The organism is Streptomyces roseoviridis (genome assembly GCF_039535235.1).
In the GTDB taxonomy this organism is placed as follows: domain Bacteria; phylum Actinomycetota; class Actinomycetes; order Streptomycetales; family Streptomycetaceae; genus Streptomyces; species Streptomyces roseoviridis.
This window is the reverse complement of record NZ_BAAAWU010000001.1, coordinates 2,803,767-2,829,862: the sequence shown is the minus strand read 5'-3', so window position 1 is coordinate 2,829,862 and position 26,096 is coordinate 2,803,767. Positions and strand designations below refer to the sequence as shown.

Genomic DNA, 26,096 nt, shown 5'->3' with positions numbered 1-26,096 from the left:
GCGAACTACGCCTCCAGCCGCTCCGGCAGCTCGAACAGCGGGAACCAGCGCTTGGTGTCCAGGAAGAAGTCCATTCCGCCGATCTTCCCGTCGTTCAGCTGGAGCACGATCAGCGCCCACGGGGCGTAACCGCCCTCCGGGTCCGGGTGGTAGTGCGCGAAGGCCGGCTGGCCGTTCGCCACGGTCGGCACCAGCTTCGAGCCCCGGCACGCCTCGCCGACGCCCAGCATCCAGCCCACGATGTCCTCGTGGCCGCGCAGCCACAGGTCGTACGGCGGCATGGACATCGTCGCGTCCTCGTGCAGCAGCGCCGTCAGGGCCTTCATGTCGTAGCCCTCGAAGGCCGCCACATAACGCTCCAGGAGCGCCTTCTGCTCCTCGTCCAGCGGGTCGGCGGCGTCGGCGGCGGCCGGCGCCTGCTCGGAGAGCGTGGCCCGGGCCCGCTGCAGCGCGCTGTTGACCGAGGCGACGGTCGTGTCCAGCAGCTCGGCGACCTCGCTCGCCTTCCACGCGAGGACCTCGCGCAGGATCAGCACCGCCCGCTGCTTCGGCGGCAGGTGCTGGAGCGCCGCCACGAACGCGAGGCGGACCGTCTCCCGCGATACCGCGGTCTCCGCCGGGTCCGCCACCGACGGCAGCACCCGCCCGTCCGGCACCGGCTCCAGCCAGGTGATCTCCGGGCGCTCGTTGAGCCGGGCCTGCGCCACGGGCGTCGGATCCGTCAGGTCCATCGGACGGGCCCGCCGGTTGCCGGCGCTGAGCGAGTCGAGACAGACGTTCGTCGCGATCCGGTAGAGCCAGGAGCGCAGCGAGGAACGGCCCTCGAAGGACTCCAGCGAGCGCCAGGCCCGCACCATGGTGTCCTGCACCGCGTCCTCCGCCTCGAAGGCGGAGCCCAGCATCCGGTAGCAGTAGCCGGTCAGCTCCGTACGGTACTTCTCCAACTGGTCGCTCATGCGGTCCACCCCACTCGCCCCTCATCGGCGCCCGTTCGGCACCGACGAGGGGAAGCTACCGCAGCCCACCGACAGCGGGGGCGAACTCCGCGGAGGTTACGTCACGTTCCGGGCTTGCGCCCGTAGACGAACACGTCGTCGCCGTTCCGGAGCATGCCCCAGTACGCCTTGGCGTCCTTCGTCGTCATGTTGACGCAGCCGCCCGAACCCGGCGGGTTCCACATGGACTTGGTCGTCGAGTGGAAGGCCTGGCCGCCGTCGAAGAACTGCGCGTACGGCATCGACACGTGGTAGAGCGTCGACCAGTGGTTGATGTTGCGCCAGTAGACCTTCTTCAGGCCGGTACGGGTCTCCGTGCCGTCCTTGCCCGTGCGCACCGGCACCGGACCGTACTTCAGCCGCGACCCGTCCTGGATCCAGGTCAGCTGCCGGGTCAGGTCGACGCAGGCGATCCGGCCCTTGTTCGTCGGGCACTTGCCGTCCTTGTTGGGGTTGGTCCCCGCGGCCTTCTGCGCCAGCATCGTCGACATCGTGCGCCAGGTGATCGTCCCGGCGTACCCCATCGTCGGCGTGATGCCGTGCTTGCGCTGGAACGCCTGGATGGCCGTGCAGTCGGCGGCAGACTGCCTGCCGTCGACCGGCCGGCCGAGGAACTTCTCCACCTGCTTCTGGTACGGGCCGGTCGTGACGTTGCACGACGCCGCCTGCGCCGGGGCGGTGCCGAGCGCCACCGTCAGCGGTACCACGAGAGACGTGACGGCGAGCCCGATGCCCGCTCGTCTGCGTATTCCGTCCATGTCCGTCAACTCCCCCTAGAGTCCTGACCCCTTTGACGCTCGGGGGAGCCGAACAGTTGCAGTGCGCCGGGCACCGGATCTCAGCAGGCGGCCGGCTGGTGCCGACGGGCCTCGACCCGGGCGCTGTGCGAGCCGTACAGGGTGATCGACACGACGCCGAGCACCGCCACCAGACCGATCAGCACCGTCCCGGCCCAGCCGCCCGCGTGGAAGGCGATCGCGCCCGCCGTGCCGCCCGCGCTGCTGCCGAGGTAGTACGCCGACTGATAGAGCGCCGACGCCTGCGCGCGGCCCGTCCTGGCCGTACGGCTCACCGAGGAGGAGGCGACCGCATGCCCGGCGAAGAAACCGGCGGTGATCAGCACCAGACCCACCAGGACGGCGCCGAGCGCGTCGGCCAGCGAGAGCAGCAGACCGGCCGCGGTCGTGGAGACCGCGAGGTAGAGCGCGCCGCGCCGGCCCAGCCGGCCGACCAGCCCGCCGGCCGCCGCCGAGGAGACCGTGCCCACCAGGTAGACCAGGAAGACCGAGCCGACGACGCCCTGCGGCAGCGAGAACGGCGCCTCGACGAGCCGGTAGCCGATCACCGTGTACACGGCGCCGAACACCGTCATGAACAGCGCGCCGATCGCGTACAGGCGCAGCAGCAGCGGGTCCGCCAGGTGCGTGCGGACGGTCGCCGCGAGCGCCCGCGGGTTCAGCGAGCCGGGCGTGAAGTGCCGGGCCTTCGGGATGAGGAGGCGGAAGGCGAGCGCGCAGACCACGGCCAGCAGGCCGACGGCCGCCAGACCCGTCCGCCAGCCCCACAGCTGGGCGGCCCAGCCGGTGACGATGCGGCCGCTCATGCCGCCGATGGAGTTGCCCGCCACGAACAGGCCGATCGCGGCGATCAGGGCCTTCGGCCGCACCTCCTCGGCCAGGAACGCCATCGCCGAGGCCGGCACGCCGGCGAGCGCGGCGCCCTGCAGCGCGCGCAGCGCCACCAGGCTCTCCAGGTTCGGTGCCAGCGGGACGAGCAGACCGACGACGACGGCGACCGCGAGCGAGGCCGTCATCATCGAGCGCCGGCCGAAGCGCTCGGACAGCGCGCTCAGCGGCAGCACGCACAGGGCGAGCGCGCCGGTCGCGGCGGAGACCGTCCAGGAGGCGGCCGACGCGGTGGCGCCGAACTCGGCCGAGACGGCCGGGAGCAGGGCCTGGGTGGAGTAGAGGAGGGCGAAGGTGGCCACTCCGGCGGCGAACAGCGCGAGGCTCATCCGGCGGTAGCCGGGAGCGCCGGGGGCGAGCCGGGCGTCGGAGTCGGGGCCCGGGACGGGGCCGGAGTCACGGCGGGAGTCGGCGACCGCGTGGGTGGCGGCCGCCTCGGTACTGGCGGAAGGCATGCCTCGAACGTAGGCCGCCCCGTTTCATGCGTCCAATGCACGGAACTGCTGTAATCGTTCCCATGGTGCATGAGTACAGGTCACAGCATCGCCTGTCACCGAACAGTAACGAAGAAGACATGGGGCTGCTGCTCGCCCCGCGTCTCGCGTACTTCGCGGCGGTCGCCCGGCACGAGCACGTGACCCGGGCGGCGGCCGAGATGGGCGTGCCGCAGTCGACCCTGTCACGGGCCATGGTCCGGCTCGAAGAGGACCTCGGCGTCGCCCTGTTCGCCCGCCGCGGCCGCACGGTCTCGCTCACCCCGGCCGGCCGCCGCTTCCTCACCGCCGCCGAGCGGGCGCTCGCGGAGGTCGAGCGGGCCGCCGACACCGTACGGGCCGACGCCGACCCCACGGCCGGCCGGGTCGCCTTCGGCTTCCTGCACACCATGGGCTCCGAGACCGTGCCCGGCCTCATCCGCGCCTTCCGGGTCGACCACCCCCGGGTCCGCTTCACCCTGGTCCAGAACTACGGCGAGGCGATGATCGAACGGCTCCGGGCCGGCGACCTCGACCTGTGCCTGACCTCGCCGGTGCCCGACGCCCCCGACCTCGTGGCCCGCCGCCTGGACGAACAGCGGCTGCGGCTCGTCGTGCCCGACGACCACCGGCTCGCCTCCCGCAAGCGGATCCGCCTCGCCGAAGCCGCCGACGAGACCTTCGTGACCCTGGAGCCGGGCTACGGCCTGCGCCGCATCACCGACGACCTGTGCGCCCAGGCCGGGTTCAAGCCCCGCGTCGCCTTCGAGGGCGAGGAGGCCGAGACCCTGCGCGGCCTGGTCGCCGCCGGCCTCGGCGTCGCCCTCCTGCCCCCGCCGGCCGTCGCCCGCCCCGGGGTCGTCGAACTCGGCGTGACCTCCCCGCGCGCGGTCCGCGAGATCGGCGTGGCCTGGCTCGACGGCCACCCGGACACGCCGCCGGTCGCCGCCTTCAAGAAGTTCCTGCTGGGCAAGCGGGGCAGCCTGCTACCGGAGTGAGCCGAACCCCGCCGCCAGCGGCATCCGCAGCCCCAGCGGCGGCGGCGCGGCCATCGCGTCCGCGAGCGGTCGGCTCGGGGTGCGGGCGAACAGCGCGGAGAGCACGAAGTCGGCGGCGAGCGCCCGTACCTCGTCGGCGTACTGGCGCAGTCCGTGGCCGTCCGTGTGGACCTCGAAGCGGCAGGTGTCGTGGTTGGACTTCTTGGCCCGCTCGGCGAAGCGGTACGACAGCTCAGGATCGGTGCGGGCGTCGTTCGTGCCGTGGACGATCAGCACCCGCCGGCCCACCAGCTGCCGCACCGGCTCCGGTTCGGCCGCCCGGTCCTCCTCCGGCAGCCACGGCGCGAGCGCCAGGACCGCCGCGACCCCCGCGTGCCCACCGGCGCGCAGCGCCGCCCGCGCCCCCATGCCGCGCCCCGCCAGGCACACCGGTACGTCCCCGTAGCGCCGCACCGCCTCCTCGACCGCCCAGGAGGCGTCCGCCGCGAGCTGCGCGTCGGCACCGTTCCAGCCGCGCCCCCGGTAGCGCACCGCATGCGCCACCAGACCGTCCGCGCGCCCGGCCCGCACGAGCCGCCGCCCCAGCGGCAGCATCCCGGCGTACCCCCGCCGGGAGGGGCCCCGCCCGGACTCGGGCTCCCCGTCCGGCAGCAGCAGGACCACCCCGCCCGCCTCGGTCACCGGGTTCGTCGCTCCGACGGGCCGACCGAGCCGGGGCGTCCGTCCTCCGGCCGGTCCCACGAGTGCGTTGTGCGCCATGGCGGAACAGTCTCAGAAGCCGAGGTGTATGACACCCGTACGGACGGTCAACTGATGGTGAAAGTTGCCTTGTTTTCAGCCCCGCGCAAGCTCCCCGTAGCCCCGCGCTCGCCGACCGGAGGACGGCCTAGCCCCGCTCGAAGCAGTCCACGCTCCCGACGGACACAAAGCCCCGCCGCTCGTACCACCGCCGCGGCCAGTCGTCGGCGAACGCCGTCAGGAAGCGGGTGGTGCAGCCCGCCTCGGCGGCCGTCAGCAGGGCCGTGTCCAGGACCACCCCGGCATGGCCCTGCCCCAGATGCGCCTCGGCCGTCACCAGGTCCTCGATCTGCGCGATTCCCGCGACCGGGTCCATGTACAGGTCGGCCCAGGACGCCACCTCGCCCCACTCGTCGTGCGAGGCGAGGAAACGGACGTCGTCGGCGCCCCGCCGACGGGCCACCCGGCGCTCCACCAGGGCGTCGATCACGTCCTCGCCGACGTCCGGCAGGAAGCGCCGCCAGCTCTCGGCCAGCGGCCCGCGCAGGGCGGGCAGATCCACCTCGCGGGCCCCGCCGCGCTCCGGCACCGGCCCGGTGTGCAGCATCAGGTCGACCGCCGTGCGCGTGTACCCGGCCCGCGCCAGCGGACCCGCGCACGCCTCGGCCGTCGCCGCGTCGGTCACGTACACCGCCCGGTGCGGCAGATGCGCGAGCACCTCCTCCACCCGGGCGGGCAGCGCCTCGGGATCGGTGGGGCCGTCGATCAGGACGTGGTTGTCGGCCCGCGACAGGGCGTAGGTGTCGTCGAGCGCGGCGAACCCGCCCGGTATCTCCACCGTCCGCTCGGCCTGACGGCGGGCGAACGCGGAGAGGAAGCCGTGGATCCGGCGCAGTTCGGGGTCGGCCGCGCCGAGGTCGTCGGTGCCGTTCGCGACAGGGGTCATCCCGGCAGGCTAGGCGCCCCCGCCCGCCGCCCGCACCGGAGAAAACCGTCCGGCGGATCCGGCCCCGAAGGGGCGCGCTCTACGCGCGTAGGCGCTAGAGTGCCGCAATGACGAGCCAGATCCCCAGCACCCCCACCGCGGACCAGATCCGCCGCGCCCCGAAGGTCCTGCTGCACGACCACCTCGACGGCGGACTGCGCCCCGGCACGATCATCGAACTCGCCCGCGCCCAGGGCTACGACCGCCTCCCCGAGACCGAGCCGGACAAGCTCGGCATCTGGTTCCGCGAGGCCGCCGACTCCGGATCCCTGGAGCGCTACCTGGAGACCTTCGCGCACACCTGTGCCGTCATGCAGACCCGCGAGGCCCTCGTCCGCGTCGCCGCCGAGTGCGCCGTCGACCTCGCCGAGGACGGCGTCGTCTACGCCGAGGTCCGTTACGCCCCCGAGCAGCACCTGGAGGCCGGCCTCACCCTCGAAGAGGTCGTCGAGGCCGTCAACGAGGGCTTCCGCGAGGGCGAGCGCCAGGCCCGCGCGAGCGGGCACCGGATCCGGGTCGGCGCGCTGCTCACCGCCATGCGGCACGCGGCCCGCGCCCTGGAGATCGCCGAACTCGCCAACGCCTACCGCGACTCCGGCGTCGTCGGCTTCGACATCGCGGGCGCCGAGGCCGGCTTCCCGCCCACCCGCCACCTCGACGCCTTCGAGTACCTGAAGCGGGAGAACAACCACTTCACCATCCACGCGGGCGAGGCCTTCGGTCTGCCGTCGATCTGGCAGGCCCTCCAGTGGTGCGGCGCCGACCGTCTCGGCCACGGCGTGCGGATCATCGACGACATCGAGGTCGCCGAGGACGGCTCCGTGAGCCTCGGCCGGCTCGCCGCGTACGTCCGCGACAAGCGGATCCCGCTGGAGATGTGCCCCACCTCCAACCTCCAGACCGGCGCCGCCGCCTCCTACAAGGAGCACCCGATCGGTCTGCTCCGCAAGCTGCACTTCCGTACGACCGTCAACACCGACAACCGGCTGATGAGCGGCACCAGCATGAGCAAGGAATTCGAATTCCTTGTCGAGGCATTCGACTACACGCTCGACGACATGCAGTGGTTCACGGTCAATGCGATGAAATCAGCGTTCATTCCTTTCGATGAACGACTGGCGATGATCAACGAAGTCATCAAGCCCGGATATGCCGAGCTGAAGTCCGAATGGCTGTTCCAGCAGACGGCCACCACCAGCGACTCTTCCCGTCGAACGGGCTGATCGCACCCTTCGGGACGGCGATCTCGGCGGCCGGGCGCACCACGCCCGGCCGCATTTCGGTGTTTGCGGGCGGCGGCTTTCGCTGGTTAGTTTGCGTAGCCACTCTGCATTCCCCGAAACGCCCAGCTCTCGGGCCCTCCCCGACGCCCCGAGACACTCGAGATTCCCGAGGAAGATTTTCTGATGAAGCAGTCTGCCGCCAAGACGCTCGGTGTTGCCGCTCTCGGTGCCGCTTTCGCCGCTGCCGCCGCCGGAACGGCCTCCGCCGCCCCGTCGCTGCCGCTCGGCCCCGACGCCCTCGGCCTGGTGACCAGCACCCTGCCCCTCGGCGAGGACCTGACCGAGCTCCCCTCGGGCGCCGGCGAGGCCCTCGCCGGCGGCCAGGGCGCCCTCGGCACCAGCGTCGAAGAGGGCGTCGTCAAGACCCTCCCGGGCGCCGTCGAGCAGGCCCAGACCCTCCCGGGCGAGCTGCAGGAGCAGGCGCAGAACCTCCCGATCGACGGCGCCAAGAGCGGCCTGGACGCCACCCCGCTCGGTGCGGCCGGCGGCCTCCTCGGTGGCCTGCCGGTCGGCGGCCTCGGCGGACTGCCGGTGGGTGGCCTCGGCCTCTGAGCCCGTACGCGCCGAGGGCGCCCGTCCCCGCACCGGGACGGGCGCCCTCGACCTTTGGGGGGGCGGACGCGGCCGGGGCTACCAGGCCGTGCTCGGCGCCTTCTCCGCCGGCAGCAGCACCCACAGCGCCACGTAGAGCAGGAACTGAGGGCCGGGCAGCAGGCACGAGGCCAGGAAGATCACGCGCATCGTCGTGGCGGACATGCCGAAGCGCCGTGCCAGCGCCGCGCACACTCCGCCGATCACGCGTCCGTCACGAGGGCGGGTCAGTGCGGCCATGGTGGGCTCCTTCGGAGTCTCGCGGGGACCGTCTCTCCGGCCCCCGATCTGTCTCCATCCTCGCCCCGCCAGGGGGACAAAGCGTCCGTCTACGGGGCGATCCCGACCCTGGGAATCGTCGGGGTAGCCCCCTGAGAAGAACGCTCCGGCCTCCTCCTGGAGGAGGAGACGCCGCCGGCCGGCCGGCGCCCGCGCGGGCCGCGGCGCAGCCACGCCCGCCCCGCCGGTACGAGCAGCACGTGCGCCAGCGCCACCCCCGCCGTGTTCAGGAGCACCGAGTCCACGTCCACGACCTGACCGGGCACCGCCGTCTGCAACAGCTCCACCGCGAGCGACACCAGCGCCCCCGCGGCGGTCGTCCGGGCCAGCGACGCCCACGGCGAGACGGCGAGCCGCCCGTCGGCCATCGGCAGCAGCACCCCGAGCGGGGCCAGGAGCAGCAGACCGCCGCCGATCCGCCGGGCCGCCTCGACCGGGCCGAGCGCCAGGTCGAGTCTGATCCCGGCCAGCGGTGTCAGGTTGGGCGCGGTCACCCACGCCACGTCGCGCGGGCGGAGCGTCACCCAGGCGACGACCAGCAGATGCGCGAGGAGGAGGACGAACCCCGCCACGCGTACGACCTTGGCGACGCTGTCGCCGGAACCGCCGGAACCTTGACGCTGCACGCCCCCCAAGACGCGCTTCCCGGCGGAATCGGTTCCGCCGGGTCCGCGGTCTCGTTCAGGAGGCCGGCGCGGAGGCGCCCGGCGCCCCCGGGGAGGCCGCGGGAACCGACGGAACCGAAGACTCCGGACGCTCCTTCAGCTCCCGCGTACAGCTGTAGCGCCGCGGCTCGTACTTCCCCGGGCCGCCGAGCACCACCGACGTGCTGCCCGCGCCCGCCGTGCTCTCGGCGAAGGTGCACACGATCTGCGCGAGGGCCGTCGGCGGCAGGTCCTCCGGCTGCCGGCTCAGCCGCAGCGTGCCCGCCGGGTCGCCGCGATGACCCGCGCTCACCACCAGCGGGCCCTTCACCGCCGTGGCGAACCCGGCCTGCCGCTCCTCCTCCGACGGCTCGCCCTGCAACTGGGCGAGCAGCGCCGACGCCGTGCGCACCGGGTCGCCCGCCACCTTCTCCTCGGGCAGCGGCGAGCGCCGCTCCACCGCCTCCAGCTGGGCCCCGCACAGCAGGTACACCCGCAGCGGGAGTCCCTGCGCCGCGGAGGCACCCGCGTCGTCCGCCACGCTGCACGGCACCCGCGAGGGCGCGGCGCCCGCGTCCACCGGCACCGAGGTCGTACGGATGCCGCAGCCCGCGAGCAGTACGGCGCCCACCGCGCCCAGGACCACACGGCCCGTACGGCGACGTCTCAACTCTCCTCCACCTCGCCCTGGCTGCTGCGGGTCCGCAGCTCCCGCGCGATCCCCGAGCCGTCCCGGGGCAGCCGCAGCACGAACACCGCGCCGTCCACCCGGCCGTCCTCGTCCGTCGAGTTGGCGGCCGCGATCGAGCCGCCGTGGATCAGCGCGTTCTCCATCGCGATCGACAGGCCGAGCCCGCTGCCGTCCGACCGCGGCCGGGAGGCGCTCGCCTTGTAGAAGCGGTCGAAGACGTGCGGCAGGACCTCCTCGGGGATGCCGGGCCCGTGGTCGCGCACCGCGATCACCAGGTCCTCCCCGGCCTCGCCGTCCTCCCCGGCCTCGCCGTCCTCCCCGTCCTCGGCGGTCCCGGCCGAGGGCTCCGTCCGCACCGAGACCCGCACCGGCGAACCGCCGTGCTTGAGGGCGTTGCCGATCAGGTTCGCCAGGATCACGTCCAGGCGGCGCGGGTCGAGCCGCGCCACGATCCCGCGCTCCGCGTCCAGGTCGACCGCGTCCAGCCAGGCCCGCGCGTCGATGCACGCGGTGATCTGGTCGGCGATGTCCACGTCGTCCAGGACCAGACGGGCGGTGCCCGCGTCGAAGCGGGTCACCTCCATCAGGTTCTCCACCAGGTCGTTCAGCCGGCGCGTCTCGCTGACCACCAGCGCCACCGCCGGGGCGATCATCGGGTCGAGCGCGTCCTGCTCGTCCTCCAGGACCTCGGTCACGGCCGTCAGGGCGGTCAGCGGGGTGCGCAGCTCGTGCGACATGTCGGCGACGAAGCGGCGGCTCGCCTCCTCCCGCGCGCTCATGTCCGCGACCTTCTTCTGAAGCGACTCGGCCGCGCTGTTGAACGTACGGGACAGATCGGCCAGTTCGTCGTTGCCCGAGACCCGCAGTCGGGTGTCCAGCTTGCCCTCGCCGAGCTGCCGGGCCGCCTCACCGAGCCGGTGCACCGGCCTGAGCACGGTCGTCGCCGCGACCTGCGCGAGCAGCACCGAACCGATCACCGCGAGACCGGTGGCGATCCCGAGCGACCAGGCCAGCGAGTTCAGGTCCGCCTTCTCCGCGGCGAGCGACTTGAACATGTAGCCGGTCGGACCGCCGCCGTCGACCTTCGTCCCGCCGACCAGGTACGGCGTGCCGTCGCGCTGCGTCCGCTGCCAGAACAGGTGGTACGGGTAGTCGTTGGTGTCCGTCACCGGCCGCTTCGTGCCCACCGCCGTCCGCAGCGAGCGCGGCACGTCCGCCAGCGTGAACACGTCCGGGTTCGAGGCGCCGACGATCGGCTTGCCCGCGTCCCGCTCGCCGATGAGCAGCACGCTGTAGCCGGCGCTGCCGCCCGCCATCTGCTCGGCGGTGCGCCGCAGCTCCTCCTCGGTGGGGCGCAGCGGCAGCGTCGCCGCCCGGTTCTGCATCTCCTGCCGGAAGTCGTTGAGCGCGCTGTCCTGGGTGCGCTTGAGGACGGCCTCGCGGTTCAGCCAGTACGCGATGCCCGAGGCCGACACGGCCGCGGTGAGCGCGACCAGGGCGAAGACGACGACGAGGCGGAGCCGCAGACTGGTGAACCGCAGCACCGAGATGATCCCTTTGCTCACGCAGGGACGTCCAGCCGGTAGCCCACGCCCCGTACGGTGCGGATCAGGGTCGGCGACGACGGCACGTCCTCCACCTTGGCGCGCAGCCGCTGCACGCAGGCGTCCACGAGCCGCGAGTCGCCCAGGTAGTCGTGCTCCCACACCAGCCGCAGCAGCTGCTGCCGGGACAGGGCCTGGCCGGGCCTCCGGCTCAGCTCCAGGAGCAGCCGCAGCTCGGTCGGGGTGAGCTGGAGGTCCTCGCCGTTCTTCGTCACGGTCATCGCCGAACGGTCGATCACCAGGGAGCCGAAGGTCGCCGAGTCGGTGGCCTCCCGCTCGCCACGGCGCAGCACGGCGCGGATCCGGGCGTCGAGCACCCGGCCCTGCACCGGCTTCACCACGTAGTCGTCGGCGCCCGACTCCAGGCCCACCACCACGTCGATGTCGTCGCTGCGGGCCGTCAGCAGGATGATCGGCAGCTGGTCGGTGCGCCGGATGCGACGGCACACCTCGAAGCCGTCGATGCCCGGCAGCATCACGTCCAGCACGACCAGGTCGGGCCGCTGTTCCTTCAGCAGCTTCAGGCCGTCCTCGCCCGTCGCCGCGGTGGCCACTCGGTGGCCCTGGCGTGACAGCGAGAGTTCGAGGGCCGTGCGGATGGCGTCGTCGTCCTCGATCAGCAACAGGAAAGGCACGGCCTCATTCTGTCGCATGCGGCCGTCCGAGTTCGACCGTCCGGTCACGCGGCCGTCGCACCGCCCCCTGTGACACGGCTGTGACAGTCGGCGGACACCGCGATGAAGTGGCGGGGGCAGGATTTTCCTCATCAAGGACCTACGGACTCCAACCGACGGGGGGCGCGAGATGAACGCAGTGCACAGCACCACCTCGAGCGCAGTTGTCACGCGTCTCCACGACGTCACGCGGAGCACCGAGAAGTCCGGCGGTGTGAACGGGCGGGGGTGCGTTCGCGGCGTCGGGCGTCAGCGGAAGGCGCCGTACATGGCCGCCGTCCCTGACGGGGGAGCGGTGTACGGGGAGGCCACGGGGGAGCGCTCCAGCTGTTCGGAGGCCGAGTTCACGGCCTACGTGCAGGAGCGCCGGGCCTCCCTGTACGCCACCGCCTACCACCTGACCGGTGACCGTTTCGAGGCCGAGGACCTGCTCCAGAGCGCGCTGTTCTCCACGTACCGCGCCTGGGACCGGATCAGCGACAAGGCCGCGGTCGGCGGCTACCTGCGCCGCACGATGACGAACCTGCACATCAGCGCCTGGCGGCGGCGCAAGCTCAACGAGTACCCGACCGAGGAGCTGCCGGAGACGGTCGGCGAGACGGACGCGATGCGCGGCACCGAGCTGCGCGCCGTCCTGTGGCAGGCCCTCGCCCGGCTGCCCGAGCTCCAGCGCACCATGCTGGTGCTGCGCTACTACGAGGGCCGCACCGACCCGGAGATCGCGCAGATCCTCGACATCAGTGTCGGCACGGTGAAGTCGAGCATCTGGCGCTCGCTGCGGCGGCTGCGCGAGGACGAGGTGCTGAGCTTCGGCCGTGACGAGGAGGAGTCCTTCGGCGAGCTGGTGGCCTGAAGGAGAACGGGGGGATCACGGGGGATCACGGGGGACCGTACGGAAGTACGGGCAACGGGGGAAACGGCGAGGGCCGGACAGGATCGGGGGTTCCTGTCCGGCCCTCGCCACATCCGTGTGCGGGCGTACGGGGTCAGGCGCGGGCGGCCGGGACGAGGCGGCGGCCGGCGGCCGCGGCGGCCAGACGGCCCAGGGCCTCGTCCTTGGCGCACGGGTGGGCGCCCAGGGCGGTCTGCCGGGCCACGATCGACCGCTCGGCCCGCATCAGGCGCCAGCCGCGGCGCAGCAGGAACGGGACCGACTTGCGGCCCTCCTTCAGGTCGCGGAGCAGCCGGCGGCGGAAGGTCGTCGCGGGGCGGCCGCGCAGACACAGCGCGTCGGCGAGCACCCCCAGCTCGCGGCAGCGCGCGACGATGTCGGCGGCGAAGATGCCCTCCGCGACGAACAGCGGCGTCCGCTCGATGTCGAGCGTCTCGCGGTCCACGCGGGAGCTGGTGGAGATGTCGTACACGGGCACGTCGGTCCGACCCGTACGGCACAGCTCCGTGATCGCGGCGACGGCGGCGTCCGCGTCCCAGGAGAGCGGGGAGTCCCAGTCGATGTCCGAACTGCCCTCCACCAGAGGCAGGGAGGGGTCGTCGCCCTCCTTGTAGAAGTCGTCGAGGCGCAGTACCGGCAGGCCGGTGGCGGCGGCGAGGGACGACTTGCCGGAGCCGGAGGGGCCCGCGAGCAGGACGACCCGGGCGGGGATCGGTTGGGAACTCACGGGACACCAGTGTGAACCATTCCCCCGTGCAGGGGACCCCCGAGGCGGCCGGTTGGTATCGAGCATCACACCTCCACTACGCTCGGTGTCCGCTCGGTCACCCCTCTGACAAGTCCCTGGAAGGACCGCCATGGCGCGTCACGCACAAGCCCGCACTCCCCGCCGCAGCGCCCTGCTGAAGGCCGGACTGACCGTCACGGCGGCCGGCGCCGCCGTGTTCGGGGCGGGCGCCGGTGCCCAGGCGGCCGAGGGAGTGGCCGTCCCGCTGCCGCCCGACTCGCTCACCCGGGTGGACGGCACCGCGGCCCTGGACGGCGTCGGCCACGGGGTCGCGCCGCTGACCCGCCTTCAGCTGGACCCGCTGGCCAACACCGGTGTCGACCCGCTGGACAACGGCATCGGCACCCAGGTCGCCGACTTCAAGCCGGTCGGCACCGACCTGGTCACCGACCACGTCACGAAGGGCGGGGCGCTGGCCGACCTGCCGGTGGCGGGACCGCTGAGCCAGAGCCTGCTTCCGTAGCGGGCGCGGGAGGCGCCGGGGGACCGGGGGGCCCGGACCGTCGCGGCGGAACCTCCCGTACGAGCCAGGCGGCGGCGAAGGCGAGCGCGGAGAGCAGCGCGGTGCCCAGGAGCACCCCGTGCAGCCCGCTCGTCAGCGCCGCCCGGAAGGCCTCCCGTACCGGCTCGGGCAGCATCGCGACCTGGGCCGGGGTGCGGTCGGTGTCGTGGCCGGCGAGCCGGGCGGTGAAGACCGCGCCGAGCACGGCCACGCCGAGCGAGCCGCCGAGGGTGCGGACGAGCGTGAGCGTGCCGCTCGCCGCGCCCATGTCGCGCGGCTCCGCGCCGTACATCGTGATCAGCGTCGTCGACTGCGTCAGGAAGCCCATGCCCGCGCCGAGGACGACGGTGAGCGCCGAGGCGGCGACGGTCGGCGTGCCGACGTCCAGGAGCAGCAGGAGGAGGGCGCCCGCGGTCATCAGCGCGCCGCCGGTGATCGTGTGGATCCGGTAGCGGCCGGTGCGGGCGACGCTGCGCCCGGTGGCCAGTTGGACGGCCACCATGCCGAGCAGCAGCGGGAGCAGCAGCAGTCCGCTCGCCGTGGACGACTGCCCACGGACGAACTGCAGGTACTGCGGCAGGTGGTTCATCACGGCGAGCATGGCGGCGCCGACCAGCAGGCTGAGCAGCTGGGCGACGGCGAAGTCGCGGCCGCGGAAGAGCCGGGGCGGGATGACAGGTTCCTCAGCGCGCCGCTCGACCCGTACGAAAGCGGTGAGCGCGGCCACCGCGACGGCGGTGAGGGCCAGGATCCGCGGCGAGGTCCAGGCGTGGGTGGTGCCGGCCCAGGTGGCGAGCAGGGTGAGGGCCAGGATGCCGGTGGTGAGGAGCAGGGCGCCGGCCCAGTCGACCCGGGCGCGGACCCTGGTGGTGGGCGCGGTCAGGGCGAGGGAGACGAGGAGCAGGGCGGCGAGGCCCACGGGCAGGTTGACGTAGAAGGCCCAGCGCCAGTTCAGGTGGTCGGTGAGGAGGCCGCCGACGAGGGGGCCGCCGGCGAAGGCGAGCGGCAGCATGGTGCCGGTGATCGCCTGGACCCGGGGACTGTCCCCGGGGGCGATCAGGGTGCCGATCAGGGCGAACGCGCCGACCATCAGGCCGCCGGCGCCGATGCCCTGGAGCGCGCGGAAGACGATGAGCTGGTCCATGGTCTGGGCGAGTCCGGAGAGGACCGAGCCGGCGAGGAAGACGCCGACGGCGGACAGGTAGGCGCCCTTGCGGCCGTGGAGGTCGCCGAGCTTGCCCCAGAGGGGCGTGGACACGGCGGCGGTGAGCAGATAGGCGGTCACCACCCAGGACAGCCGGTCGAGGCCGCCGAGCTCGCCGGCGATGGTGGGGAGCGCGGTACCGACGATCGTGCCGTCGAGGGTGCCGAGGACGATGCCGAGCATGAGCCCGGAGATGCCGAGGTAGGGAATGCCCGAGGGCTGGGGCCGGGTCATCGTCAGGCTCCGTAGGGCTTCTTGGCGCGGGCTTCGCGCAGGGCCTCGCCCCACCAGGCGAGTTGGTCGAGCATCGCCTTGGCGGCGCTGTCGGTGGCGGGGTCGACGGCCCGGCCCTCCCCGTCGAACCGCCCCCACACGCCCTGGAGTCCGACCGTCTCGCGGATGGTGACGGCGTGCAGCTCGGCGAAGACGCCGCGCAGGTGCTCCACGGCGCGGAGGCCGCCGGAGAAGCCGCCGTAGGCGACGAAGCCGACGGGCTTGGCGTGCCACTCCTTGTTGTGCCAGTCGATCGCGTTCTTCAGGGACGCCGGGTAGCTGTGGTTGTACTCCGGGGTCACGACGACGAAGGCGTCGGCGGCGGCCAGCCGCGGGGACACGGCGTCGAGCAGCTCCCGGTCCGCCGCGTCGGCCGGTCCCCGGCCGAGCTGCGGGAAGACGGTGGGCAGCGGGGTCTCGGCGAGGTCGACCAGGTCGACGGACATGTCGGGGCGGGCCGTGGCGTGCCGGGCGAGCCAGGCGGCGACGGTCGGGCCGAGGCGCCCGTCGCGGGTCGAGCCCTGGATCACGGCGAGGCGCAGCGGAGTGCTCATGGGTCCCCCTGGGACGGAAGGGCGTGCGGGACGCGTACAGACGATGTGTACGGCGTATACCCGAGTGTGTACAACGTACACGCCACCGTGTACGGCGTCCACAAGGCATACGCTGTACGCGACACGAGGAGGCCGGAGTGCCGAAGAAGGACGAGACGGAGAGCGTCTCGCTCTGGGAGCGCCTGGAACGACCCGCGGCGGCGCCCAGAACCACGCTCACCCCACGGCGGATCGCCGAGGTCGCGGTCGGGATCGCGGACCGGGAGGGCTTCGCCGCCGTCACCATGCGCAAGATCGCCGCCGAACTGGGCGTCGCGCCCATGGCCGCCTACCGGCACGTGGACGGCAAGGACGAGCTGTGGTCGCTCATGGTCGACCAGGTGTCGGCCGAACTGGAACCGGCCGGGGCGGACGCGTCCGACGCGGGCTGGCGCGAGACGCTGCGCGCCCACGCCCGGTGCACCCGTGAGTCGATGCTGCGCCACCCCTGGCTCGCCCAGCTCCCGGCGCCGCTCTTCGCGCTCACCCCGCACCGGATGGCCGCGGCCGAACGGCAGTTGGCCGCGCTCGACGGCCTCGGGCTCGACGTCGACACGATGATGGCCGCCTTCCGCGCCGTCAGCGCCTACGTCCACGGAGCCGTCCAGGCCGAGGTCTCGCTGCGCGCCTACATGCGCGAACAGGGCTGGGAGAGCGCCGACGAGACCCGCCGGGGCCTCGCCCCGCAGATGGGCTATCTGCTCGGCACCGGGCGCTATCCCACCTACCTCCGGTACGCGCGGGGCGCGGCGCGCAAGGACGACGCCGCGTGGACCTTCGAGACCGGACTGGAATGCGTGCTGGACGGCGTCGCCGGGCTCGTCGAGCGCGGCGGAGCATGACGAAGGGCCCCCGACCGGGTCGGTCGGGGGCCCTTCGTCACGAGCGGGTGACTAGTACGAGGAGCCCGAGGCGCCCAGCGAGCCCGTCGGGTGCCAGACCGTCTTCGTCTCCAGGAACGCGGTCATGCGGTCCGTGCCCGGGGACGCGGTGAAGTCCTCGGTGCGCGGGCGCAGGACGCGCTTGAGGTTGTCCGCGGCGGCGATCTCCAGGTCACGGGCCAGGTCGGCGTCCGCTCCCGTCAGGTCGATCGCGTTGACGTCCAGGTGGGCCGCCAGGTGCGGGCCCATCTCGGCGGCCTTGCCGGACAGGATGTTGACGACACCGCCCGGCAGGTCGGAGGTGGCCAGCACCTCGCCCAGGGACAGCGCCGGCAGCGGGGCCTTCTCGGAGGCGATGACGACGGCCGTGTTGCCGGTCGCGATGACCGGGGCGACCACCGAGACCAGGCCGAGGAAGGACGACTCCTGCGGGGCGATCACGGTGACGACACCGGTCGGCTCCGGGGTGGACAGGTTGAAGTACGGGCCCGCCACCGGGTTCGCGCCGCCGACGACCTGGGCGATCTTGTCCGTCCAGCCGGCGTACCAGACCCAGCGGTCGATCGCGGCCTCGACGACCTCGGCCGCCTTGTTCTTCGACAGGCCCTCGGCGTGCGCGACCTCGTGCACGAACTGGCCCTTGCGGCCCTCCAGCATCTCCGCGACGCGGTAGAGGATCTGGCCGCGGTTGTACGCCGTGGCGCCCGACCAGCCGCCGAACGCCTTGCGGGCGGCGACGACCGCGTCACGGGCGTCCTTGCGGGAGGAGAGCGGCGCGTTCGCCAGCCACTTGCCCTTGGAGTCCGTCACCTCGTACACCCGGCCGCTCTCGGAGCGGGGGAACTTGCCCCCGACGTACAGCTTGTAGGTCTTGAAGACACTCAGTCGCGCGTCAGACATCGAGGTAGGCCTCCAGACCGTGGCGGCCACCCTCGCGGCCGAAGCCCGACTCCTTGTAGCCGCCGAAGGGCGAGGTCGGGTCGAACTTGTTGAACGTGTTGGCCCAGACGACCCCGGCGCGGAGCTTGTTCGCCACCGCCAGGATGCGGGAGCCCTTCTCCGTCCAGATGCCCGCCGACAGGCCGTACTGGCTGTTGTTGGCCTTGGCGACGGCCTCGTCGGGGGTACGGAAGGTCAGCACGGACAGGACCGGGCCGAAGATCTCGTCGCGGGCGACGGTGTGCGCCTGGGTGACGTTCGTGAAGAGCGTCGGGGCGAACCAGTAGCCCGAGGCCGGGATCTCGCACGCGGCGGTCCAGCGCTCGGCGCCCTCCGCCTCGCCCTGGTCGACCAGCTTTGTGATCCGGGCCAGCTGCTCCTCGGAGTTGATGGCGCCGATGTCGGTGTTCTTGTCGAGCGGGTCGCCGAGACGCAGGGTGCTCAGCCGGCGCTTGAGCGAGTCGAGGAGCTCGTCGTGGACCGACTCCTGCACGAGCAGGCGCGAGCCGGCGCAGCAGACCTGGCCCTGGTTGAAGAAGATGCCGGTGACGATGCCCTCGACGGCCTGGTCGATCGGCGCGTCGTCGAAGACGATGTTGGCGCCCTTGCCGCCCAGCTCCAGGGTGAGCTTCTTGTCCGTGCCGGCCACGGCCTTGGCGATGGCCCGGCCGACGGCGGTCGAGCCGGTGAAGGCGACCTTGTTCACGTCCGGGTGCTCGACGAGCGCGGCGCCGGCGTCCCCGTAACCGGGGAGGATGTTGACGACGCCCTTCGGCAGCCCGGCCTGGCGGCAGATGTCCGCGAAGAACAGGGCGGAGAGCGGGGTGGTCTCGGCGGGCTTCAGGACGACCGTGTTGCCGGTCGCGAGCGCCGGGGCGATCTTCCACGCCAGCATCAGCAGCGGGAAGTTCCACGGGATGACCTGGCCGGCCACGCCCAGCGGGCGCGGGTTCGCGCCGAAGCCGGCGTGGTCGAGCTTGTCGGCCCAGCCCGCGTAGTAGAAGAAGTGCGCGGCGACCAGCGGGAGGTCCGCATCGCGGGTCTCCTTGATCGGCTTGCCGTTGTCCAGGGTTTCGAGGACGGCCAGCTCGCGGCTGCGCTCCTGGATGATCCGGGCGATCCGGAAGAGGTACTTGGCGCGCTCGGAGCCGGGCAGTGCCGACCACTTCAGATACGCCTTGCGGGCCGCCTTCACCGCGCGGTCCACGTCCTCGGCGCCCGCCCGGGCGACCTCGGACAGGACCTCCTCGGTGGAGGGGGAGACGGTCTTGAAGACCTTGCCGTCGGCCGCGTCCGTGAACTCGCCGTCGATGAACAGGCCGTAGGACGGCGCGATGTCGACGACGGACCGGGACTCGGGCGCCGGTGCGTACTCGAATGCAGATGCCATGTTGATCAGTCCACCGTCACGTAATCGGGGCCGGAGTAGTGGCCGGTCGCCAGCTTCTGACGCTGCATCAGCAGGTCGTTGAGCAGGCTGGAGGCACCGAAGCGGAACCAGTGGTTGTCCAGCCAGTCCTCGCCGACGGTCTCGTTGACCAGGACCAGGAACTTGATGGCTTCCTTGGTGTTGCGGATGCCGCCCGCGGGCTTCACGCCGATCTGGACGCCGGTCTGGGCGCGGAAGTCGCGCACGGCCTCCAGCATGAGGAGCGTGTTGGCGGGGGTGGCGTTGACCGCGACCTTGCCGGTCGAGGTCTTGATGAAGTCCGCGCCCGCCATCATGCCGAGCCAGGAGGCGCGGCGGATGTTGTCGTACGTGGACAGCTCGCCGGTCTCGAAGATCACCTTGAGCCGGGCGCGGTCGCCGCACTCGGCCTTGATGGCGGCGATCTGCTCGAAGACCTCCAGGTAGCGGCCGGCGAGGAAGGCGCCACGGTCGATGACCATGTCGATCTCGTCGGCGCCGGCGGCGATGGCGTCGGCCGTGTCGGCGAGCTTCACGGGCAGCGCGGCGCGGCCGGCCGGGAAGGCGGTGGCGACCGAGGCGACCTTGACGCCGGAGCCCGCCAGGGCGGCCTTGGCGGTGGCCACCATGTCGGGGTAGACGCAGACGGCGGCGGTCGTCGGGGTCGTGCGGTCGGTCGGATCGGGACGGACGGCCTTGGCGGCGAGCGCCCGGACCTTGCCCGGGGTGTCCGCGCCTTCGAGCGTCGTCAGGTCGATCATCGAGATGGCCAGGTCGATGGCGTACGCCTTGGCCGTGGTCTTGATCGAACGCGTACCGAGCGACGCGGCGCGCGCCTCCAGGCCGACGGCGTCGACGCCGGGCAGCCCGTGGAGGAAGCGGCGCAGCGCGCTGTCGGACGCGGTCACGTCGGCGAAAGCAGTAGCTGCGGGTGCAGTGGTGGGCATGGTCACCAGTCGAGCATATCTACGCGCGTAGCGGCCTGTACAGGGGACTGCTCGGACGAGCGGGCGAAAGCGCAGGTGGGTGTGGGGAGACGGAGGCGGAAGTGAAACCCGTCACGTGCTGGTGACGTGGCCCGGGGCGGGCCGGCCCGCCGCCGTGTCGGAGCCCGTGCGGGTCGGAGCGCTGACGGGAGTGGTGGACGGTGGCCCGCAGGAACCCGGAGCGCAGGGCGGCGCGTCCGTACGTATCGGAACCCGTACGCGTCGGGGCGCGCGACCGGAGCGGGGCGCCGAGCGGTCCTTCCCGAGGAAGAAGGTCCCTCGGCGACACCGCGCGGCCCGAGCTCCGGCTGACCGCCTGCGGCGGCGAGCTCGTCGGCGGCCACCGGCCCGACGACATCGTCGGGTACGCCGACCTCGTCACCGCGGGCGCGTGGGCGCTGAGGCAGAATCGGGCGCATGACGACGTCCGAGCCGCCTTCCGCACAGCCCTCCGAGCCCGACCGCGAGGAGCAGGCGTTCCGCTCGCGCATGGGTATCGCCGGCGGGGTCTTCCTGCTCGGCCTCACCCTGTTCTTCGGCGTCGACACGATCATCCGCGGGCGCGGCGACGACCCCTGGGTGGCGCTCGCGACGCTGCTGTTCCTCGTCCCGCTGATCTTCGCCTTCACCATCCGGCCGGCCGTCTTCGCCGACGACGCGCGCCTGCGCGTCCGCAATCCCTTCCGCAGCATCACCCTCCCCTGGGGATCGATCGCCGACATCCGCGCGAGCTACTCCAGCGAGGTCTTCACCCAGGACGGCGCCAAGTACCAGCTCTGGGCCATCCCGGTCTCCCTGCGCCAGCGCAAGCGCGCCGCCCGCCGCGCCGCCACCGCCTCCCAGGACGACCCGCTCGGCCGTACCTCGGCCACCGCCGACGTCACCGACACCGCGTCCCGCACCGCCTCCGCCGACCAGACCGTCGCCGACCTGCGCGAGCTGGCCGAGCGCCTCGGCAGGCGGCCCGAGAACAAGGGCGAGCCGCGGATCCGGTGGGCGTACGAGATCCTCGCGCCGACCGCCGCCGGACTCGTCCTGCTCGTCGTCCTGCTCTCCCTGCGCTGAGCCCGAGGCGCGGAACGAAAGACCCGGGGCCGGGCACACCGTGAGGGTGTGCCCGGCCCCGGGGCGTCGTACGGGCCGCCGTCAGTGGGCGAAGTACCCGGCGACGTCGGCCAGCAGGTCGACGGTGCCGCCGTGGTTGTAGAAGGTGACCTTGCCGTCCTTGACCGGGACGACGACCAGGTTGGGGACGGTCTGTCCGGCGACCACGTTGAGGTTCGACACGCCGGGGCGGGTCGTCCCGTAGGGGTAGACGGAGACGTACGTCGCCGAGGTCGGGTTGGTGGCGGTCACGTTGAGGACCACGGCCGTGACGCCGGTGGCGGGCACCCCGCCGCGGCCGGCGACCGTGAGCGTGACCGTCTTGCCCGTGCCCACCTTGGCCTTGGGAACTCCGGTGCCGTCGAGGGTGCTCATCACGCGCGCCGGGGTCACCGGCTCGTACAGGGAGCCCGTGCCCGCGAGCGTGTAGTACCCGGCGACGTCGGCCAGCAGGTCGAGCGAGCCGTTGCGGTTGTAGAAGGTGACCTTGCCGTCCCTGACGGGGACGACGACCAGGTTGGGGACGGTCTGTCCGGCGACCACGTTGAGGTTCGACACGCCGGGGCGGGTCGTCCCGTACGGGTACACGGAGACGTACGTCCCCGCCGTCGCGTTCGTCGCCGTGACGTTGAGGACGACCGCGGTGACGCCGGCGGCGGGCACCCCGCCGCGCCCGGCGACCGTCAGGGTCACCGTGCGGTCCGCGCCCAGCTTCGCCTGGGGGACTCCGGTGCCGCTGAGGGTGCTCATCACGCGCGCCGGGGTCACCGGTTCGTACAGGGAGCCCGTGCCCGCGAGCGTGTAGTACCCGGCGACGTCGGCCAGCAGGTCGAGCGAGCCGTTGCGGTTGTAGAAGGTGACCTTGCCGTCCCTGACGGGGACGACGACCAGGTTCGGAACGGCCCGTCCGGCCGTCACGTTGAGGTTGGACGTGCCGGGGCGGGGCGTCCCGTAGGGGTACACGGAGACGTACGTCCCCGCCGTCGCGTTCGTCGCCGTGACGTTGAGGACCACGGCCGAGACGCCCTTCGCGGGCACTCCGCCGCGGCCGGCGACCGTGAGCGTGACCGTCTTGCCGGCGCCCACCTTGGCCCTGGGGACTCCGGTGCCGTCGAGGGTGTTCATCACGCGCGCCGGCGTCACCGGCTCGTACCGCCCGGTGGCCAGCTCGGACTGCCCGCGCACCACCGCCAGTCCGCCGGTGCGGGTGAGCGCCGGGCCCGCTCCGTCCGCCGGGACGGCCGTCAGGGTCCAGTCGTACAACCCGTCGGGCAGCACGGTCCCGGTCGTGTCCTTGCCGTCCCAGGCCGCCGTGACCAGGCCGCGGGCCTCGCCGCCCCCAAGGGTGCGCACGACCGTGCCCGCCTGGTTCCGGACGTCCACGCGCCACGAGGCGGCGGGCTTGGACAGCCACCACTTCGCCGACCACACCGGCTGCGCGGCCCGGCGGTCCAGGATGCCGGGCACCTCGGTGTCGAGCGGCGTCAGCGCCGAGGCGGGCACCCCGCTCGGCACGACGTGGACGTTCTCCTCCGCGTCGACGTAGGTGACGTGGCCGCCGAAGCGGTCCACCGTCCAGCCGCGGCCCGCGACCGAGTCGCCGACGGTGCCGACGGTCCGGGTCGTGCCCGCCCCGACGAGCGGCGTGACGGACAGCGTGCCGCCCTTCTCGTGGGCCACGTAGCCGTCACCCAGCAGGGCGGAGGTGTGGGCGGGCAGTGCGGTGGCGGCCTGTGTGCCGAGGTTCTTCACCCCGGCCCCGCTCGCGCACTTCCAGTACGCGAAGGAACGATTCACCTGAAGGCCGGTCAGGTCGCAGGCGGCGAGCTTCACCGTCCGCTTCGTGGCGCCCGTGCGCACGTCGACCGCGTCCACGGCACCCGTGGTCGTGCTCTCGATCCACAGGGTGTTCGCGTCCAGGGACGTCCGGCGGTCGCCGATCTTCGCGCGGAACACGACCTTCTTGGCGTCGAGGTCGAACACCTCGTGGCCGGCCTCCCCCGTGTACGAGACGTACCGGCCGGAAGCCTGGAGCGGCACGGACCCCCACGCGGGAGCGGCGGCGGTCCCCTCGCGCTCGTGCAGGGTCTTGCCCTCCTCGACCACGTACACGTTGCCCGGGTACGACCGGAACACGAACCGCCCGTCGCCGGTGGGCACGATCGGCTCGCACCCCTGACGACAGTCCCCGGGGATCACCGCCTCGGGGTCGTACTCCCGGTCGACCTTCGGGCCGGCGGCGAGCTCTCCTCCGACGGTGAGGTTCCGGGTGGTCACCGCCCCGTACATGTCGTTCCACCAGCTCTCGGAGCTGTGCACCACGCCTTGGGCGACGGCGACGCGCTCGGTGCGGACGACACCGAGGGGGGTGTCGTAGACGGGCGCGCGCACCGGTGCCGAACCGTCCTGCGGGAACCGGACGCTGTCGATCGAGGGACGCCCGTCCCCGCCCTTGACGACCGCCAGCACCCCGCCGTCCGGGGCCGGGTAGACGTTTGACGCGTCGAACGCGGGGCGGTCCGCACCGCCGTCGAGCGGTCGCAGCACGTACGGGTGGTACCTCTCGCCCGGCCGGTACTCCGCCACGACCAGGGCCTCGTCGCCGACCAGGGCGCCGACGGGGTTACCGGTCCACGGCACGTCCTTGACCGGCTTCGACAGATCGCCCGCGGTGTCCCAGACGGTGAGGCGCTGACCGGGGAGGTTCTGGATGGTGGCGAGCGAGCCGAAGAACCGGGCGCCGCCCATCTTGTTGGTGGGCCCGGATTCGCTCGGGACGCCCGTCGGGCGGACGGTCAGCCCGGCGAGGTCGAGCCAGCCGGTGTGCCGGATGCGGTCCACCTCGTAGGTGACGAAGAAGCCCCGCTCGGTGCCCGCCTCTCGGGGATACATCCCGGCTGCGCCCGCCGGGGCGGCCACCTTGCGGTCGGTCACGACCCCGTTCTCGACGGAGAGGACGTGGACGAAGGTGCTCTCCGTCGTGATGACACGGCGACCCTGCACATGGCGGAAGTGCTGCCCCCGGGGGATCGCCACGGTCGTCTCGGGCCCGGCGGGGCCTTCCTGGAAGACGACCTTCGTGGTCGTGCCGGCACCGTAGAGGCGCGCGATGACGTCCCCGCCCGCGCTGACCGCCTTCTCCGCGCCCTTCATGTCGTACGGCACGGCCTTGCCGTCCGCGTACGAGACCCACGTGTAACCCTGTGGGTTCTCGTGCAGGAACCCGCTCGTGCCGACGGCGTGCACGGCGCCGGGGCTCGGGTACGTCTCCGCCGGGATCGTCAACGGCGCCGGCGTCGTCGCCACCGCCGTCGTCGGGGTGTCCGCCGCGACCGCCGTCCCCCCGGTGAGCGGTGCGAGCGAGGCGACGGCCGCCGCGACGGCCACGGCGGTCGCCGTCAGACGTCTGGAGCGCCCGATGCCCGGCCGCCCGCCCAGTTGTGTGTCACGCAATGTGCCCCCCTCAGAGTCATGGATGCGTCACGTGTCCAACCTTCCGAGGCTAAACCGGGCTCACGGCACGATTCCGCGCCGGACGTCACAACCTCGTCCGTTCTGTCACAGCCTTGTCACAGGCGGCGCCTACGGCGGGCCGTGCCACACCAGGAGCATGTAGCCCCCCAGCCACGCCGACGACAGCGCCGCGCCCCCGAGCACGAGGGCGGCCACCGGGAGGCGCGCCCGGGCCACGGCGACGGCCACGGGCAGCAGCAGCGGGAAACCCGGCAGCAGGAAGCGGGCCCGCGGGAAGTACACACCGCCGCTGCCCAGGACCACGATCAGCAGCACCCCGGTGAAGACGAGCAGCGGCAGCGGCTGACGGTCCGCCACCGACAGCACGTACAGGGCCGTGAAGAGGATCAGCACCACCGAGACCGCCACCAGGAACAGCTGCGGCCGGCGCGCGTACACCAGCAGCTCCCGCAGCACCTCCAGCGTGCCCAGGCCGCCGTCCCACTGGTTCTCCCACGTCCGCTGCACCGCGAAGTAGCCGTCCCAGCGGCCGAGCCGCAGTCCCACCCACCCCACGAAGCCCAGCCACCCCAGCGGGGCCGCCGCGGCGGCCGCCAGTGCCACGGTCCGGGCCCGGCCCGCGCACCGGCGGGCCGCGACCAGGGCGGCCACCGACACGGCGGCCGCCACCGCGATCCCGGTCGGCCGGGTGAGCCCCGCCGCCACCGCGAGGCCCGCCGCCCACTCCCAGCGGCCGTCCAGGACCGCGTACAGCGCCCACGCCGCCAGCGCCGTGAACAGCGACTCGGTGTAGCCCATCCACTGCACCACCGCCGCCGGTGCCGCCCCCCACAGCACCGTGAGCACCGCGCCCGTCCGCGGCCCGTGCAGCCGGTCGCCGACCGCGAACACCCCGAGGGCGGCCAGCAGCGAGCACACCCCCGCGAGCACCAGCGCCACCGAGGCGCGCGAGCCCGGGGTGACGGCGGCGAAGACCTTGATCAGGGCGGGGTAGAGCGGGAAGAACGCCAGGTTGTTGTGGTTGGTGCGGGTGCCGAGCTCGTGGTCGTACCCGTGGTCGGCGATCCCCAGGTACCAGTTCGAGTCCCAGGAGGTGGCGATCGTCGGCCACACGCCGTGCCCCTTGAGGTGCGTCCAGCGGGCCAGGACGACCAGGCCGAGGAGCCGTACCGCCAGATAGCCCAGCAGGGCCGGGACGGCCCGCCGCAGCAGCCCGGGACGGGGGCCGGGCACGGGGCCGTGCCCGACGGGGGCGGAGGGGCGCGGGATCAGCACCTGGGACACGGAGGACACCGGGTCACCCTGGCCCCGGCACCACGGGCCCGGACCGCGCCTTACGTCACCTGCCGTACCGAATTCACTCGGAAGAGGCGGCGGCGGGAGTAAACCGCACACGGCCCGAGGCGCCCCGGC

25 protein-coding genes are annotated in these 26,096 nt (G+C 72.9%); 7 read left to right on the top strand and 18 right to left on the bottom strand.

Going from position 1 to position 26,096, the window contains the following annotated elements; all coding sequences use genetic code 11:
* Positions 1-5: 5 nt before the first annotated feature.
* The 3 genes from ABD954_RS12565 to ABD954_RS12555 form a co-directional block, all read right to left on the bottom strand.
* A complete protein-coding gene (locus tag ABD954_RS12565) occupies positions 6-956 on the bottom strand; it encodes a sigma-70 family RNA polymerase sigma factor (RefSeq protein WP_345486101.1) in 951 nt (316 codons plus the stop codon).
* A gap of 101 nt (positions 957-1,057) precedes the next feature.
* Positions 1,058-1,753 carry a L,D-transpeptidase family protein gene (locus ABD954_RS12560; protein WP_345486098.1) on the bottom strand — a complete coding sequence of 232 codons (696 nt, stop codon included), beginning with the start codon at positions 1,751-1,753 and terminating at the stop codon, positions 1,058-1,060.
* 80 nt (positions 1,754-1,833) lie between these two features.
* Positions 1,834-3,135: an MFS transporter gene (locus ABD954_RS12555; RefSeq protein WP_345486096.1), complete on the bottom strand. Its 1,302-nt coding sequence runs from the start codon at positions 3,133-3,135 to the stop codon at positions 1,834-1,836.
* Positions 3,136-3,197: 62 nt separating this feature from the next.
* Between ABD954_RS12555 and ABD954_RS12550 the strand changes: the two genes are divergently transcribed.
* Complete coding sequence (locus ABD954_RS12550) at positions 3,198-4,151, top strand: LysR family transcriptional regulator (RefSeq protein WP_345486094.1); 954 nt, start codon at positions 3,198-3,200, stop codon at positions 4,149-4,151.
* Here the strand turns inward: ABD954_RS12550 and ABD954_RS12545 are convergent.
* Together ABD954_RS12545 and ABD954_RS12540 are read right to left on the bottom strand one after the other, a co-directional pair.
* Complete coding sequence (locus ABD954_RS12545) at positions 4,140-4,910, bottom strand: alpha/beta fold hydrolase (RefSeq protein WP_345486092.1); 771 nt, start codon at positions 4,908-4,910, stop codon at positions 4,140-4,142. The genes ABD954_RS12550 and ABD954_RS12545 overlap by 12 nt on opposite strands.
* A 127-nt stretch (positions 4,911-5,037) precedes the next feature.
* Positions 5,038-5,835, bottom strand: a complete 798-nt coding sequence (locus ABD954_RS12540) for a GNAT family N-acetyltransferase (protein ID WP_345486090.1) — start codon at positions 5,833-5,835, stop codon at positions 5,038-5,040.
* Between the two features lie 107 nt (positions 5,836-5,942).
* Here ABD954_RS12540 and ABD954_RS12535 point away from each other — a divergent pair, with 107 nt between their 5' ends.
* Together ABD954_RS12535 and ABD954_RS12530 are read left to right on the top strand one after the other, a co-directional pair.
* Positions 5,943-7,097, top strand: coding sequence for an adenosine deaminase (locus ABD954_RS12535; RefSeq protein WP_345486089.1), 1,155 nt, complete (start codon positions 5,943-5,945; stop codon positions 7,095-7,097).
* A 183-nt stretch (positions 7,098-7,280) separates the two neighbouring features.
* Complete coding sequence (locus ABD954_RS12530; protein WP_345486087.1) at positions 7,281-7,709, top strand: hypothetical protein; 429 nt, start codon at positions 7,281-7,283, stop codon at positions 7,707-7,709.
* Positions 7,710-7,787: 78 nt separating this feature from the next.
* Here the strand turns inward: ABD954_RS12530 and ABD954_RS12525 are convergent, their stop codons facing one another.
* From ABD954_RS12525 to afsQ1, 5 genes are all read right to left on the bottom strand, one after another.
* The gene (locus ABD954_RS12525) at positions 7,788-7,988 is read right to left on the bottom strand and encodes a PspC domain-containing protein (protein WP_345486085.1); all 201 of its coding nucleotides are present in this window, start codon (positions 7,986-7,988) and stop codon (positions 7,788-7,790) included.
* Positions 7,989-8,077: 89 nt separating this feature from the next.
* Positions 8,078-8,653: a VanZ family protein gene (locus ABD954_RS12520; protein WP_345486083.1), complete on the bottom strand. Its 576-nt coding sequence runs from the start codon at positions 8,651-8,653 to the stop codon at positions 8,078-8,080.
* Between the two features lie 55 nt (positions 8,654-8,708).
* Positions 8,709-9,341, bottom strand: a complete 633-nt coding sequence (locus tag ABD954_RS12515; protein ID WP_345486082.1) for a hypothetical protein — start codon at positions 9,339-9,341, stop codon at positions 8,709-8,711.
* Entirely contained in the window at positions 9,338-10,927 is a 1,590-nt protein-coding gene (locus ABD954_RS12510) for an ATP-binding protein (protein WP_345486081.1), read from the bottom strand. Before ABD954_RS12510 ends, ABD954_RS12515 begins: the two co-directional genes overlap by 4 nt.
* A complete protein-coding gene (gene afsQ1 / locus ABD954_RS12505) occupies positions 10,924-11,601 on the bottom strand; it encodes a two-component system response regulator AfsQ1 (RefSeq protein WP_265869013.1) in 678 nt (225 codons plus the stop codon). Before afsQ1 ends, ABD954_RS12510 begins: the two co-directional genes overlap by 4 nt.
* A gap of 169 nt (positions 11,602-11,770) precedes the next feature.
* Between afsQ1 and ABD954_RS12500 the strand changes: the two genes are divergently transcribed.
* Positions 11,771-12,493, top strand: coding sequence for a SigE family RNA polymerase sigma factor (locus ABD954_RS12500; RefSeq protein ID WP_345486080.1), 723 nt, complete (start codon positions 11,771-11,773; stop codon positions 12,491-12,493).
* A 133-nt stretch (positions 12,494-12,626) separates the two neighbouring features.
* Here ABD954_RS12500 and ABD954_RS12495 read toward each other — a convergent pair whose 3' ends face one another.
* Positions 12,627-13,325: a uridine kinase family protein gene (locus tag ABD954_RS12495; RefSeq protein ID WP_345486078.1), complete on the bottom strand. Its 699-nt coding sequence runs from the start codon at positions 13,323-13,325 to the stop codon at positions 12,627-12,629.
* A 64-nt stretch (positions 13,326-13,389) separates the two neighbouring features.
* On the opposite strand from ABD954_RS12495, the gene ABD954_RS12490 reads away from it, so the two are divergent.
* Positions 13,390-13,782, top strand: coding sequence for a hypothetical protein (locus ABD954_RS12490; protein WP_345486076.1), 393 nt, complete (start codon positions 13,390-13,392; stop codon positions 13,780-13,782).
* On the opposite strand, the gene ABD954_RS12485 is transcribed toward ABD954_RS12490, so the two are convergent.
* Together ABD954_RS12485 and ABD954_RS12480 are read right to left on the bottom strand one after the other, a co-directional pair.
* Positions 13,715-15,259, bottom strand: coding sequence for an MDR family MFS transporter (locus ABD954_RS12485; protein ID WP_345486074.1), 1,545 nt, complete (start codon positions 15,257-15,259; stop codon positions 13,715-13,717). The two genes, ABD954_RS12490 and ABD954_RS12485, sit on opposite strands and share 68 nt — an antisense overlap.
* Before the next feature lie 2 nt (positions 15,260-15,261).
* Positions 15,262-15,852: an NADPH-dependent FMN reductase gene (locus tag ABD954_RS12480; protein WP_345486072.1), complete on the bottom strand. Its 591-nt coding sequence runs from the start codon at positions 15,850-15,852 to the stop codon at positions 15,262-15,264.
* A 137-nt stretch (positions 15,853-15,989) separates the two neighbouring features.
* On the opposite strand from ABD954_RS12480, the gene ABD954_RS12475 reads away from it, so the two are divergent.
* Positions 15,990-16,733: a TetR/AcrR family transcriptional regulator gene (locus tag ABD954_RS12475; RefSeq protein ID WP_345486070.1), complete on the top strand. Its 744-nt coding sequence runs from the start codon at positions 15,990-15,992 to the stop codon at positions 16,731-16,733.
* Positions 16,734-16,784: 51 nt separating this feature from the next.
* Here ABD954_RS12475 and ABD954_RS12470 read toward each other — a convergent pair whose 3' ends face one another.
* The 3 genes from ABD954_RS12470 to deoC are packed head-to-tail and all read right to left on the bottom strand — an operon-like array spanning position 16,785 to position 20,066.
* A complete protein-coding gene (locus ABD954_RS12470; RefSeq protein WP_345486068.1) occupies positions 16,785-17,672 on the bottom strand; it encodes an aldehyde dehydrogenase family protein in 888 nt (295 codons plus the stop codon).
* Entirely contained in the window at positions 17,665-19,101 is a 1,437-nt protein-coding gene (locus tag ABD954_RS12465; RefSeq protein ID WP_345486067.1) for an aldehyde dehydrogenase family protein, read from the bottom strand. The genes ABD954_RS12470 and ABD954_RS12465 overlap by 8 nt, the downstream gene beginning before the upstream one ends.
* A gap of 5 nt (positions 19,102-19,106) precedes the next feature.
* Positions 19,107-20,066 (bottom strand): deoxyribose-phosphate aldolase, encoded by a 960-nt coding sequence (gene deoC, locus ABD954_RS12460; RefSeq protein WP_345486066.1) that lies wholly within the window; start codon positions 20,064-20,066, stop codon positions 19,107-19,109.
* A gap of 456 nt (positions 20,067-20,522) precedes the next feature.
* Here deoC and ABD954_RS12455 point away from each other — a divergent pair, with 456 nt between their 5' ends.
* Positions 20,523-21,170, top strand: a complete 648-nt coding sequence (locus ABD954_RS12455) for a PH domain-containing protein (protein ID WP_345486064.1) — start codon at positions 20,523-20,525, stop codon at positions 21,168-21,170.
* Between the two features lie 81 nt (positions 21,171-21,251).
* Here the strand turns inward: ABD954_RS12455 and ABD954_RS12450 are convergent, their stop codons facing one another.
* Together ABD954_RS12450 and ABD954_RS12445 are read right to left on the bottom strand one after the other, a co-directional pair.
* A complete protein-coding gene (locus tag ABD954_RS12450; RefSeq protein WP_345486063.1) occupies positions 21,252-24,662 on the bottom strand; it encodes a FlgD immunoglobulin-like domain containing protein in 3,411 nt (1,136 codons plus the stop codon).
* A gap of 129 nt (positions 24,663-24,791) precedes the next feature.
* Positions 24,792-25,967 carry a mannosyltransferase family protein gene (locus ABD954_RS12445; protein WP_382745658.1) on the bottom strand — a complete coding sequence of 392 codons (1,176 nt, stop codon included), beginning with the start codon at positions 25,965-25,967 and terminating at the stop codon, positions 24,792-24,794.
* Between the last annotated feature and the right edge of the window lie 129 nt (positions 25,968-26,096).

Excerpts from the sequence above, each read along its gene's own strand:
- ABD954_RS12565 (WP_345486101.1), bottom strand. The coding sequence starts at position 956 with ATGAGCGACCAGTTGGAGAAGTACCGTACGGAGCTGACCGGCTACTGC.
- ABD954_RS12560 (WP_345486098.1), bottom strand. The coding sequence starts at position 1,753 with ATGGACGGAATACGCAGACGAGCGGGCATCGGGCTCGCCGTCACGTCT.
- ABD954_RS12555 (WP_345486096.1), bottom strand. The coding sequence starts at position 3,135 with ATGCCTTCCGCCAGTACCGAGGCGGCCGCCACCCACGCGGTCGCCGAC.
- ABD954_RS12550 (WP_345486094.1), top strand. The coding sequence starts at position 3,198 with ATGGTGCATGAGTACAGGTCACAGCATCGCCTGTCACCGAACAGTAAC.
- ABD954_RS12545 (WP_345486092.1), bottom strand. The coding sequence starts at position 4,910 with ATGGCGCACAACGCACTCGTGGGACCGGCCGGAGGACGGACGCCCCGG.
- ABD954_RS12540 (WP_345486090.1), bottom strand. The coding sequence starts at position 5,835 with ATGACCCCTGTCGCGAACGGCACCGACGACCTCGGCGCGGCCGACCCC.
- ABD954_RS12535 (WP_345486089.1), top strand. The coding sequence starts at position 5,943 with ATGACGAGCCAGATCCCCAGCACCCCCACCGCGGACCAGATCCGCCGC.
- ABD954_RS12530 (WP_345486087.1), top strand. The coding sequence starts at position 7,281 with ATGAAGCAGTCTGCCGCCAAGACGCTCGGTGTTGCCGCTCTCGGTGCC.
- ABD954_RS12525 (WP_345486085.1), bottom strand. The coding sequence starts at position 7,988 with ATGGCCGCACTGACCCGCCCTCGTGACGGACGCGTGATCGGCGGAGTG.
- ABD954_RS12500 (WP_345486080.1), top strand. The coding sequence starts at position 11,771 with ATGAACGCAGTGCACAGCACCACCTCGAGCGCAGTTGTCACGCGTCTC.
- ABD954_RS12495 (WP_345486078.1), bottom strand. The coding sequence starts at position 13,325 with ATGCTCGATACCAACCGGCCGCCTCGGGGGTCCCCTGCACGGGGGAAT.
- ABD954_RS12490 (WP_345486076.1), top strand. The coding sequence starts at position 13,390 with ATGGCGCGTCACGCACAAGCCCGCACTCCCCGCCGCAGCGCCCTGCTG.
- ABD954_RS12485 (WP_345486074.1), bottom strand. The coding sequence starts at position 15,259 with ATGACCCGGCCCCAGCCCTCGGGCATTCCCTACCTCGGCATCTCCGGG.
- ABD954_RS12480 (WP_345486072.1), bottom strand. The coding sequence starts at position 15,852 with ATGAGCACTCCGCTGCGCCTCGCCGTGATCCAGGGCTCGACCCGCGAC.
- ABD954_RS12470 (WP_345486068.1), bottom strand. The coding sequence starts at position 17,672 with ATGTCTGACGCGCGACTGAGTGTCTTCAAGACCTACAAGCTGTACGTC.
- ABD954_RS12465 (WP_345486067.1), bottom strand. The coding sequence starts at position 19,101 with ATGGCATCTGCATTCGAGTACGCACCGGCGCCCGAGTCCCGGTCCGTC.
- deoC (WP_345486066.1), bottom strand. The coding sequence starts at position 20,066 with ATGCCCACCACTGCACCCGCAGCTACTGCTTTCGCCGACGTGACCGCG.
- ABD954_RS12455 (WP_345486064.1), top strand. The coding sequence starts at position 20,523 with ATGACGACGTCCGAGCCGCCTTCCGCACAGCCCTCCGAGCCCGACCGC.